Consider the following 12194-nt stretch of genomic DNA (forward strand, 5'->3'; position numbering starts at 1 on the left):
GCATGGCCAAGGGTGAGGGCAATGTGATTGCACAGAATAAAAAAGCCCGCCACGACTATACCATTGTTGATACAGTGGAGGCGGGGATGGTCCTGACGGGGACGGAGATTAAGTCTATTCGTGCGGGGCGGATCAACCTTAAGGACGGCTTTGCCCAGATCAAGCAGGGCGAGGCTTGGTTGGTCAATGTCCATATTGCTCCCTACGATGAGGGCAATATCTGGAACCAGGAGCCAACGCGGACCCGCAAGCTCCTCCTGCGGAAGAAGCAGATCGAGTCCTTGGGCAATGAGGTCAAGGGAACAGGGATGACCCTGGTGCCGCTCAAGGTCTATATCAAGGACGGCTTTGCCAAGATCTTGATAGGGCTTGCCAAAGGGAAGCACGATTATGACAAGCGAGAGTCCATCAAACGCCGTGAGCAAGACCGCGATATTAAACGGACCATGAAGGCTATCAATAGTCGGTAGACTGGGAGGAATCCTGGTCTTTTTGATATTTCTCAGAAAATACAGAGCACTTTGACATTTTAGGTTTGATATGGTATCGTATTAAAAAGCTAATAGAACTTAAATTGAGGACTTCTAGATAAACAGAAGGGAAGTGGACTCTTGAAAGGATTCTTTCTAAATATTAAAAATGATTATGTTGAAAAAGAAGTCATCCCAGAGAAGACTTTTTAGAATGGTTTATTCAAAGAAAGTTAACGTGGGGGTAACGCTGGGGACTTTTTCAAAACTCTCTAACCTCTATTCTACATTGATTTCTCCAAAGGGATTAATCTGTCTGGAGTATTTGGTATAATGGGAGGATGGAAATATTCTTTATGTGTACCTAAGTAGTAGTCTAGATTTAGTCTAAATTGGAGCTAGAAAAAGTTATGAAGAACTTGTCGTCTTAATAGATAAAGATGAAGGAAATCCTAAGAAATAAGATGATGAGTTTGAAACCTATTTAGATAAATTTTAGCAGTTAGTAGGAGGAATAGAAGTGAATTTTAGGAATAAATATATAATAGGAGTAGTTTGTAGTGTTCTTTTAGTGTCTACAATAATAGGTGCATTTTGGTACAACAGGCCATTCATTCGGACATATATTCCCAAGGCAGAGTTAGAAGATTATGCATTTATTTTGGATGGTAGAGGCCTGGTTCTCGATTGGAAAGAGTCGAAGGAATTTCTAAATTTAGATGAACTTAAGGAAACTCCTGTTGACCCAGTCAGTGTTGGAAAGCGCTATGTCGTTCGCGAAGAGATTAGTCTTAACTATGAGCTTGATTACAACTATACATTAAGTGCTCGTAATACATACGAAAGAGGTGAATACTTTAATCTTGTAATCTATGATATGGAAAAGGAAATGTCAAAGAGAGTACTAGATGTGTTTGATTTAGTTAGAGAGTTCGATGATAATTTAGTCCCGAGTTCATACTATAGTCTTTATCTTTCAGACAATACAGAATATGTAAAGATTATTACATGGGATAAAACAAAGCTAGAGGAGATAGATAATGTTGCACTATTTATAGATTTGGCTGACTTATCCGTCAAGAATGTTATTAAATATACTTATCCTGAAAATAAAGTTACCGGAACCTTGGAAGAAATTACACAAGCAGAACGGTTTCAGAAAACAATCTGGTTTCAAGGGGGGAGAGAGCTTGCTATAATAAGTAATGATTTTTTAGAAAAAGCCTCATATAAGAATCTTGCTCTTTCATCAGAAATGGTTGCTTATCTTTATAAGAATGGAAACATTTCAGATACTAATTCATGGTCATTCCGTCATCTTTATCCAGATGCTTACAAAATGTTTATCGAAGAAAATAGATACTTAGATGATTATGTCCTTTATCTTTTACCTGGGTTTAATTCTACGAAACAGCAGGTAGATGCTCTAGAACTTTTTTATCCTCAGGGAAAAAATATTTTTGATGCTATTACGATTGAGGCTGAGTACTCCATCGATGGTCGGGCACACGAGGTCAATAGTCGTGAAGAATTCTTTCGTTATTATAAACAAATTGCGGAGGTTTTGGAATGAGAATTCAAAAGAAGATTATGCAGAACTGCTTTTATATGTTGAAGTTATCTTTGAGACAGTATATGGGACGAATTCTGAGAACATAGACATTTATGCTTCTAATAATGAAAAACTATACTTACAAATATAAACTGTCTGAATTTTTTTATAAAAAAGGTGTTTATATAACAATGGGGTTAAACGAATGAAGGAAAAAAGAAAAGTCTTTTTGGACTATATAGTTAAATTATAGATTAATAAGTTTGGAAATGAGGTGTAATTATTAATGAGTCAAAGATGGTTTAATCAACAGTTAATCGGTTTGATTTCAATTTGTTTTCTCTTTTCGGGCTGTAGTCAAGTAAATGCCGTAAAGAGTGAAGAAGACGATGAAAGTAAGGTTTATAGTATCACCCCCATATATGAGGTGGAAGATTATCGCTTTGTGGCTGATGGGAATGGCATTATCATCGACTGGAAGGTGGCTAACCAAGTGGAGATTAATCTAGAGGAGAGGCGCGATTCCCCTCTAACAGCCGCAAATAAGAATTACTTGATTCGAACGGTCTATAAGGAACGAGACCGTTTCCCTGGGCCAACTATCAAGGAGATGGAAGTGGATGAGTATCGATTTTTGGACGTTTACGATCTGAGAACTTCAAACCTAGAGAAGAAACGGATTGACCTTGTGCAGGTACTCCTGGACTATCTGAAAGATGACGGCTATCGTTTTCATATGTCTGGAGGAGGAGGAGATCTATTTCAGATAGGAGATTCCAACTACACATATATTGGAATAGGAAAAGGGGATATGAAAAAATCTCTTATACTCAATATAGATACAGGACTGATTGAGGGAGAAGCACCATATATTACTCCCAAGTTAACTAATTATGAGTACCTCTACTTGGATACCTATTTTGATGGACTATCGCAATTTTCACTCTCTTGGAGAAGGAGTGGGAAGTCGGATTTCTATGATGGCTCTATCAATCTAAAGGATGCGGATCCTCAAGCGACACTTCTTCTTGACCAAGAAGATGCAGAAGTCTATCCCATCTTTGATGTTGTGGACAATACTATCATCAATCAAGAAGGGATCATAGCAATGCATCAGTTATTTATGAACAGAGGTTTGAATTTTTATGATCTAGCGTACCTAGATGGGCTAGCGACTATTGATGGTGAAGACCATCGGATTACCAAGTTCGAGGATATCGCGACCTATGCCAAGAAGCCAGAGGAGTACAACAATGACTAGTCAAAAGAGTATCAACCCTAACCAGATTTTGAGCATCAAAGCCAGCTATGAAGATATGTCTGGGATGATCGCAGATAGCGCAGACTTCCTTAGTAGAATTATGTATGAATAGTTGAGCCTTGAATTTCATAGAGCTCATAAAATAAGCCCAAGACAGTTTCGAGACTATCTGGGGCTTATTATTTATCTTAATCCACCGTCACCATTGCCTTGATGGTTTTACGGTTGGCCATGTTTTTGTAGGCTTGGTCGATATTGTCCAGGCTGTAAGTTTGGGTGAAAACTCGACCTGGGTTGATGTTACCTTTGAGAACAGCATCGAGCAAAATTTCCTTATCATAGGTTGTGACAGAAGCAGAGCCACCACCGATAATGATATTTTGAGCAAAGGTTGAGCCAAGGGCGTGGTTGTTGTAGTGTGGCACACCGACAAAACCGATACGACCACCATTGTGAAGAACACCGAGGGCTTGGTCTATAGAAGCTTCTGTACCAACACATTCGAGGGCAGCATCCGCTCCACCACCGAGGATTTCACGGACCTTAGCAATGCCTTCCTCACCACGTTCGGCAACAACAGCAGTTGCCCCTGATTCCAAAGCCATTTGTTGACGATCTGCGTGTCGGCTCATCATGATAATCTGAGAGGCACCACGCATTTTTGCGGCAATGACTGCGCATTGACCCACTGCACCATCACCGATGACAACAACCTTGTCACCTGGTTTGACATCCGCTACGCGGGCTGCGTGGTAGCCAGTTGGCATAACATCTGCCAGAGTCAAGAGAGATTTGATCATGCTTCCTGAGTAGTCACTTGGCTGACCAGGAATTTTGACCAAGGCCCAGTTGCCGTAGTGGAAACGAATGTATTGAGACTGGTAGTTGTTGCCCCAGTTGGTGTAGCCTGGATGGTTGTCACAAGTACCGTCAAAGCCAGCACGATAGGCATCACAGTGTCCGCAATCATGTGTAAATGGAACGATCACAAAGTCACCAGGAACAAGGGTTGTAATATCCTCGCCGACTGCCTCTACAATTCCGATGGCTTCATGACCAGAGTTGGTGTCACCGTGGTCATGGTGAATGTCTTCTCCCTAGCCCCAAAGGTCCGACCCACAGACACAGGCCCTAACGACCTTGATGATGACATTGTCCTTAGCTTGTAGGCTTGGTTTTTCGACTTCAGCAAGGGTCATCTTGCCGGCTTTTTCATAAATAGCTGTTTTTATATTTATCCCATATTTACTTCGCAGTAAATAGTCTTTCTAAATGATATGGAATATTATACACCTTGGAGTTCGTTCCAATTCAAGTAAAAAATGGATTGAAGGGTAGATTTCTTTATGATAGACTAAGGAGAGTAGAAAGATGAGGAGAGATGATGACTGTTTTAGTTCCTTACAAACGCATGCCCATTTGGAATCAGGAGACGGTTCCCCAGCATTTTTTGACTAAGCATAATACCAAGGTCGGTACTTGGGCTAAAATAAAAGTCTTGAAAGGTCAGCTCAAATTTGAGCCCATTTCTGATGACAATGAGATTTTGGGAGAATATGTCTATGGTCCGACAGATGATGTTCCTTTTGTCGAGCCACAGGCTTGGCATCGGGTGACCTTGTTGACAGAGGATACGGAGTTTTTCTTGGAATTTTTCTGTCAGCCAGAGGATTATTTTGCTAAAAAGTACGACTACACGCGGACGCATTCGGAAGTCTTGGAGGCATTGAAGATCATCGAGCCATGTAAGGTCTTGGACCTGGGCTGTGGTCATGGTAGGAACAGTCTCTACTTGGCTCAGCAGGGGTTTGAGGTGACGGCGGTTGATAAGCATGTGCCGAGCATTCAGACGCTCTTGCAGGTCAAGGAAGTGGAGGACTTGGACTTGCAGGCTGGGACCTATGACATCAATTCAGCCAGTCTGGAGCAGGACTACGACTGGATTATCTCAACAGTGGTCTTCATGTTTTTGGAGCGTGACCGTATACCCGCCATTATCCAAAATATGCAGGAACGAACAAGACCGGGTGGTTACAACTTGATTGTAGCAGCCATGGATACGGAAGATGCCCCTTGTCCTATGAATTTCTCCTTTACCTTTGGAGCAGGGGAGTTGAAGGAATACTATCGTGACTGGAACTTGGTCAAGTACAACGAAGACTTTGGTCAACTTCATAAGCGTGATGAGAATGGCAATTTCCTCAAAATGCGGTTTGCGACTATGTTGGCCAGGAAAAAATAGAGGGTAACCTCTCTTTTTTCAAAACAAATTCGTTTACAAATGTAGTCGAGTTTTGTATAATATGATTACAGATGTAGTCAAAAGGAGTGTTATCATGCAAAAAGAAAGTATTAGTGTATCAGGCATGACCTGTGCTTCCTGTGCCATGACAGTAGAAAAAGCTGTCGGGAAGTTGACAGGAGTAGAAAAAGCTAGTGTCAATTTGGCAACTGAAAAATTGAGTGTCAGTTTTGATGAAAATGTCTTGAGCCTGAGCGACATTGGTCAAGCAGTTGAAAAGGCTGGCTATGGTTTGGTTCGCAACCTTATCACAGAAACCTATGCTATTGAAGGCATGACCTGTGCTTCCTGTGCCATGACGGTTGAAAAAGCTCTGGGCAAACTAGAGGGCGTAGAAGAAGTCTCTGTCAATCTGGCAACAGAAAAGGCGACCATCCGTTATAGCCGTGATAGGCAAAATCCAGCTAGTCTTGAAAAAGCAGTTGAGCAAGCAGGTTATCAGCTTATTCGACCAGATGAAGTGGAAGAGATGGTGGATAAGGGACCAAGCAGGGAAGAAAATCTATGGGACCGCTTTGTCTGGTCAGCTGTTTTCACCCTTCCCTTGCTTTATATTGCCATGGGACCCATGTTGCCTTTTGGTGGTCTGCCTTTGCCAGCTTTGCTCCATCAACCGCTCGTTTTTGCGGTCAGTCAAATCCTCTTGCTCATCCCTATCCTTTATATCGGACGCAGTTTTTTCCAAAAAGGCTTTAAAACCCTTTTGCAAGGTCATCCGAATATGGACTCACTAATCGCCGTTGGAACAGGTGCTGCCTTGGTTCAGGGGCTTTTGATGGTTGCTTTTCTTCTGATGGGGAAAGAAGTAGCCATGCACGGTCACCATCCTGAACTCTATTTTGAATCAGCTGCTGTTATTCTAACCCTGATTACTCTGGGGAAATATTTTGAAGCTAGGTCTAAAGGTCAGACTTCTGAGGCCATTAAGAAGCTGATGAATTTGGCTCCCAAGACTGCCCAAGTGATACGAGATGGACAAGAAATCCAAGTGCCTATGGAAGATGTGGTTGTGGGGGACTTCCTTATTGTCCGCCCTGGTGAAAAAATTGCGGTGGATGGGGTTGTGGTTCAGGGCAATTCGACTGTTGATGAGTCCATGTTGACGGGTGAGAGCCTGCCAGTTCAGAAGATGGAAGGTGATAGCATCTTTGGTGGAACCTTAAACCAGCAAGGGGCTATTACCATGCAAGCTACCAAGGTCGGTCGTGACACGACTCTGGCTCAGATTATTCGCTTGGTAGAAGAGGCACAGGGCTCTAAGGCTCCCATAGCCAAATTGGCTGACCAAGTATCTGCCGTCTTTGTGCCCATTGTCATGGGACTTGCGGTCCTCTCAGGACTGGCTTGGTTGCTCTTGGGGCAACATTCCTGGATTTTCTCTCTGTCCATTACCATCTCGGTCTTGGTCATCGCCTGTCCCTGTGCACTGGGTCTAGCAACTCCGACGGCCATCATGGTCGGGACTGGAAAAGGTGCAGAAAATGGTCTTTTGTTCAAGTCTGGTCAAGCTATTGAAACCTTGCAAGGTGTGAACACTATTGTCTTTGACAAGACAGGGACCATTACAGAGGGCAAGCCGCAGGTGACAGATATTCATCTCTTGTCAGCAAAAAATCGTGAGCAAGTCCTCCAGCTGGCCGCAAGTAGCGAGCAATTTTCTGAGCATCCATTGGCTCAGGCCCTCCTGCAAGCTGCTCAGACAGAAAAGATTGATTTGTTGCCTGCCACCAATTTTCAGGCACTTTCAGGTCGTGGTCTTTCGGTGACAATAGCAGAGCAGACCATCTATTTGGGAAATGAACAGTTGATGAGGGAGCAGGGAATTGATGTTTCCAAAGGACGTGCAGTTGCGGAAACATTTGCCCGACAAGCTAAGACGCCTGTTTTCCTAGCCAACCAAGAAGGCTTGCTGGCAGTCATTGCCATTGCTGATAAAGTGAAAGAAACCAGTCGCCAAGCTATCCAGGCTTTGCAAGCTATGGGCTTAGATGTTGTCATGCTGACTGGTGACAATGAAAACACTGCCCAAGCTATTGCTAGGGAAGTCGGCATTACACAGGTGGTCAGTCAGGTTCTGCCAGATGACAAGGCCAACCAAGTCAAGCTCTTACAAGAAGAGGGTAAGACTGTTGCTATGGTAGGTGACGGCATCAACGATGCCCCAGCTCTAGCTCAAGCCCATGTGGGTCTAGCCATTGGTTCAGGGACTGATATTGCTATTGAGTCTGCCGACATTGTCCTCATGCATAGTGACATTTTGGATGTGGTTAAGGCCATCAAACTCAGCCAGGCAACCATGCGAACTATTAAACAAAATCTCTTCTGGGCCTTTGCCTATAACGTGATTGGTATTCCAATCGCCATGGGGTTGTTACATGTATTCGGTGGGCCTCTGCTCAATCCTATGTTTGCAGGTGCAGCCATGGCTCTCAGCTCAGTGTCAGTCGTCTTGAACGCTCTGCGATTGAAAAGAGTGAACATAAACTAAAATACCAGTCAAAAAACTGGTATTTTTTTACATAAACGCTTACAATAGATATATTAAGTGCAAGGGAGATAGATATGACAACCTTTATTGGAAAACCGGTGACCTTGGTAGGTCCGCAGTTACGAGTGGGAGATACGGCTCCTGACTTTGTCCTCATGGCCAATGACCTGAGTTTGAAAAGTCTGAAAGACTTTGGCAAGCAGACCAAGGTTATCAGTGTTGTGCCTTCTATTGATACAGGGATTTGTGATACCCAGACCCGTCGCTTCAATCAGGAGCTGGCTGACCGTGACAATACGGTTGTCATTACTATTTCGGCAGACCTGCCTTTTGCTCAAAAACGCTGGTGTGGCGCCGCAGGTTTGGAAGATGCAGTGACCCTGTCTGATTACTATGACCATGCCTTTGGTAAATCCTACGGTGTGCTCATGCGAGAGTGGAACTTGCTGGCGCGTGCAGTCTTTGTCCTCAATGCCGACAATGAAATCACCTATGTAGAATATCTGGACAATGTTAACGAACATCCAGACTATGATGCGGCTTTGGAGGCTGTTAAATAAAAGAATGTAACGATGTCTGAACAGGCATCGTTTTTTGCATTCAAAAAGCCACCATTTTCGCGATGGCTTATTTTCGCTTGTATGTTTGTAGGACTTTAGCCGTTGCTAATCGGATAAAGGTCAGATAGAAACCTGTCATTCCAGCCATTACCAGCAGGAGTTTCTGTAATTGTTCCCTGATAGATATGGTAGATAGAGTATTTGTGCCGACTAGTAGAGGATAGTCTTCTTGGAAGGTAAATTGGAACTGATGTGCCAATAGAAGTAGCATGAACAGGATGAGAGCATAGATAGCAACTTGGAGGAGAAGAGCAAGTAAGGTCAGGCTAGTGGCATATTGACCAGGGGATAGTCCGTTGATAAAGAGGAGGCCACGATGTTTGGAAAGGTCGGTCATGAGGAGCCAGACTATCAAAGAGCAGATGACAAGGGGGATGATATAGATACTGGTAGGAAGAAGTTGCAAGAAGGTCATATAAAAGTCCTTGGGAGCAGTAGAGTAGTGAAAAGTAAGAGCTTGCTCTAGAACGTTTTTATAGACTGTGATACGTTCTGCCAGTTCGCTGTTCGTAAAATGGTTGATATTATGCCCCTTTGCCTCCCAGTTTTGCAAGGTCTGGTAGAGTTCTAACTCCGTTTCCAAGACCTCCTGACTTTTTCCTTGGATATGTTCCTTTTCTAAGTAGGTGGTCGTCAGTTCCAAGAGTTTTTTATAATAATCCATGCTTTCCTGGTCTAAGGCTTGGGCTTCCTTATCGTCAGCATACAAGAAGGTTTCAGCTTCTTTTTTGACTTGTATGATACGGGTTCGGTCCTCAAAGCGCAAGTTTTCGGCCTCTAGAACATTCCGATAGGACAGAGCAAGCGGGATAAGAGCCACAGCAGTCATGAGGGCTAGAAAAATAGCATTGCGTTTCAGTCGTAGAATGAAAAGGGACAATAGATTCATGGTCAAGCCTCCCTATTCAAATAGTTCTTTATAGATTTCTTCGGACTGGTGCTCCTGAATGCTAATATCTAGAATTTCCACCTGACACGCCATGACTTGGTCTAGGTAGAAATGCAGACTGTGAACACTGGTGTCTAGCTGAATGCTATCATTGGCCAAAGTCAGTCCCTTCATTTGCCCAAGTTTCTGATACACTGTCTGATTGTCACTAGTCTGAATGGCATATTGTCGCCCAACCTGTTCCAGTTTCCACTCAATGATTTTTCCCTGTTTAAGAAAGAGCAGTTGGTCGGTTAGTTGGTCCACCTCGTTTAATTGGTGGGAAGACACGATAATGGTTGAACCATTTTTGGCTAGTTTCTGGAGCAATTTTCTGGTCTGGATGTAGCTGGTCGGGTCCAAGCCGTTCAAGGGTTCATCCAAGAGCATGACCTGGGGCTTGTTCATAATACCGATTGCCAGCAGGAGATGTTGCTTCATTCCTAGGGAATAATTTTTGACAGGGATCTTCACGTAATCACGGATGCCGATTTCTTGGATGACTTCCTCAATCCGCTCTTTGGGTAAACCTTGGATAGTCTGGACCAATCGTAAGTGTTCTAGCCCCGTCAATTCAGGGTAGAGGACACGGTTGTCCTGCAGGTAGGCAAAGGTTTGGTAGACATTTGGATTATCGTGCTTTTTGCCATTTATTGAAATCTCTCCCGAATCAAAGGATTGCAGGTTGGCAATGCAGTCTAGGAGAGTTGTCTTTCCAGCTCCATTTGGTCCAATCAAGGCCCAGATTCCAGGCTCCGCCAGTTCTAGGTTTAGCTGGTCTAGTATCTTATTTTTCCCGTAGGATTTGCACAAATTGTGAATGGATAATCGCATGGTTAGACCTCACTTTTTCTTGTCAGGAGATAGAATTGCAGGATATAGATGAGCAGGTTACTGATGAGAAGAACCGTAAAGACTTTTGGAATGCTGTATCCTGTTAATTGCTGGTAGATGATAGCACTTCCGTCCGCCAGATTGCCCGCATTCCATAGGCTAAATGGATTGAAGATATGGGGAAAGAAATTGGCAGAGATGACAAGTCCTAGTGTGACAACCAGTCCAGCCAGTCCATTTTTTAAGACTCTAGCCAAGGTCTGTGCCACTCCCAGCAAAAATAGAAGGTAGAGATAGTGCATGCCACAGGCCAGCAAGATGACTTGGTAAATAGGTTTTATGGTTGTGGTGATAAAACTGTAAGCCAGTCCCTTACTGCTATAGGTGGTGACGGGATAGATCCAACTACTATTGCCGTTTAGTAAAAAAGCGATGAGCAAATGGCTCAGATAGAGGGTGAGAAAGAGGGCAGTATATAGTGTCAGGAAAGCCAGGTATTTATTGGTTGTAATTCGGATTCTAGTCAGCCCTAGGGTCTGTAAAAGGCGGATTTGTCGGATAGTTCCCTGCTGGTCTTTGATGAAAAAGTTGATGAAAGCTAGGAGAAAGAGAGGAAGGGTGATGACAAGCCCCAGCTGTTTTTGCCCCTGCCAGATTTCATGGCTGGTTCCCTTTAAGGCCTGCTGGCCCAGGCTCTTGACAATTTCCCTGTCTGTTGGTGTTTTGGGATGTTCAAAGGCTGTTAGGTAAAGCTCAGTTGGAAAAGCTGAGGGTATCTCCTTTTCTAGCAGATACTTGGACATCAAGAAGGTATTTTCGATGGTTTGTGGGGCAAATTCATAGCTTTGATAGACATGGCTGATATACTGTCCATCCTTCTGATAGTGCTGGATATTTTTCTCATAAAAATAGGTCCAGTTCTCCTTTTTGACCGCCTCAATCTCCTTCTGGTAGTTGGCAATATAGTCTGTAAAGAATGTTTTTTCAGCCTGATAATCTTCTTCGCTGAGAGTTTGATTCTGATACTGTGTTTCTAAATCTTGAATGATATTTTCAAAATTTTGGATAGACTGTTCATGGTGTTGGATGACCTTTAATTTGGCTTGGCGATTGTGGTAGCCTGCTAGAAGGGAACTAGCTAGAATCGTCATCAGCATGACCAAGATAGCGACCAAGTTTTTCTTGATACGGAAAAATAGCTTTCCTTCAATTTGAAACATAGATACCTCCAGGGGATAAATGGCGAACGGATAGATGTATAAATGTGTCATTTTCTATCATTATAATATCAATATAAACATAAATCAAGGGATTATACAAAGGACTGGAATATTTTTGTCTAATTTGATATACTAAATCCATCATAAACAAGGAGGGTCTTGTATGGAAAAGACAGAGATTATTCAAGACGTTTTGGCCCTCATTCAAGACTTGAATCGGGCCTTTCAAGCAGATAAGCGGGGGACAGTTGATGAGCAACGGTTCCAACATAATTTGACTGAGACGACACGCCTATTGTCGGAGGCCAAGTCGGTCACCAATACAGAACTGATTGCGATTGAGAAATTCTACCGTTCGACCAGTTTTTTGGTTGGACTAGGCGACCTGCGATTGAGTGAGACTAGCAGGCAGGCTTGGCAGGCCTTTGATCGCTACTACTACCAAACTATCAGAGAAGAATTGAAACTCTATGGTGGCTCTGCTATTGCCCAAGTATAATAGATGATCAGAGAGGGTGA

The 12194-nt window shown here is 43.2% G+C and carries 10 protein-coding genes and 1 pseudogene; 7 read left to right on the forward strand and 4 right to left on the reverse strand.

The annotated features are described in order from the left end of the window. Nucleotides 1-2 precede the first annotated feature (2 nt). The 3 genes from smpB to C1G53_RS11670 all read left to right on the forward strand — a co-directional run bounded on the left by smpB (nt 3) and on the right by C1G53_RS11670 (nt 3283). Nucleotides 3-470, forward strand: coding sequence for an SsrA-binding protein SmpB (smpB, locus tag C1G53_RS11660; protein ID WP_105118742.1), 468 nt, complete (start codon nt 3-5; stop codon nt 468-470). 520 nt (nt 471-990) lie between these two features. Beyond that, entirely contained in the window at nt 991-2043 is a 1053-nt protein-coding gene (locus C1G53_RS11665; protein WP_105118743.1) for a hypothetical protein, read from the forward strand. Nucleotides 2044-2308: 265 nt separating this feature from the next. Then, nucleotides 2309-3283, forward strand: coding sequence for a hypothetical protein (locus C1G53_RS11670; protein ID WP_105118744.1), 975 nt, complete (start codon nt 2309-2311; stop codon nt 3281-3283). A gap of 188 nt (nt 3284-3471) precedes the next feature. Here C1G53_RS11670 and C1G53_RS11675 read toward each other — a convergent pair. Beyond that, nucleotides 3472-4515 (reverse strand): annotated as a pseudogene (locus C1G53_RS11675) (zinc-binding dehydrogenase). A 152-nt stretch (nt 4516-4667) separates the two neighbouring features. Between C1G53_RS11675 and tehB the strand changes: the two are divergent. From tehB to tpx, 3 genes are all read left to right on the forward strand, one after another. Beyond that, nucleotides 4668-5525, forward strand: a complete 858-nt coding sequence (gene tehB, locus C1G53_RS11680) for an SAM-dependent methyltransferase TehB (RefSeq protein ID WP_105118745.1) — start codon at nt 4668-4670, stop codon at nt 5523-5525. A gap of 94 nt (nt 5526-5619) precedes the next feature. Further along, complete coding sequence (locus C1G53_RS11685) at nt 5620-8073, forward strand: heavy metal translocating P-type ATPase (protein ID WP_105118746.1); 2454 nt, start codon at nt 5620-5622, stop codon at nt 8071-8073. Nucleotides 8074-8147: 74 nt separating this feature from the next. Then, nucleotides 8148-8633, forward strand: coding sequence for a thiol peroxidase (gene tpx / locus C1G53_RS11690; protein ID WP_044774237.1), 486 nt, complete (start codon nt 8148-8150; stop codon nt 8631-8633). A 67-nt stretch (nt 8634-8700) separates the two neighbouring features. Here tpx and C1G53_RS11695 read toward each other — a convergent pair whose 3' ends face one another. Genes C1G53_RS11695 through C1G53_RS11705 form a run of 3 tightly spaced genes read right to left on the reverse strand, consistent with a single transcriptional unit; the run spans nt 8701 to nt 11675 of the window. Next, a complete protein-coding gene (locus C1G53_RS11695) occupies nt 8701-9582 on the reverse strand; it encodes a hypothetical protein (protein WP_105118747.1) in 882 nt (293 codons plus the stop codon). 12 nt (nt 9583-9594) lie between these two features. Continuing rightward, nucleotides 9595-10455 (reverse strand): ABC transporter ATP-binding protein, encoded by an 861-nt coding sequence (locus C1G53_RS11700; RefSeq protein WP_105118748.1) that lies wholly within the window; start codon nt 10453-10455, stop codon nt 9595-9597. A gap of 2 nt (nt 10456-10457) precedes the next feature. Beyond that, nucleotides 10458-11675 (reverse strand): hypothetical protein, encoded by a 1218-nt coding sequence (locus tag C1G53_RS11705; protein ID WP_105118749.1) that lies wholly within the window; start codon nt 11673-11675, stop codon nt 10458-10460. A 163-nt stretch (nt 11676-11838) separates the two neighbouring features. On the opposite strand from C1G53_RS11705, the gene C1G53_RS11710 reads away from it, so the two are divergent. Beyond that, complete coding sequence (locus C1G53_RS11710; RefSeq protein WP_105118750.1) at nt 11839-12174, forward strand: helicase BlpT; 336 nt, start codon at nt 11839-11841, stop codon at nt 12172-12174. The last annotated feature ends 20 nt before the right edge of the window (nt 12175-12194 follow it).

The sequence above is a fragment of the Streptococcus suis genome, from assembly GCF_002960445.1.
Lineage (GTDB): Bacteria > Bacillota > Bacilli > Lactobacillales > Streptococcaceae > Streptococcus > Streptococcus hyiners.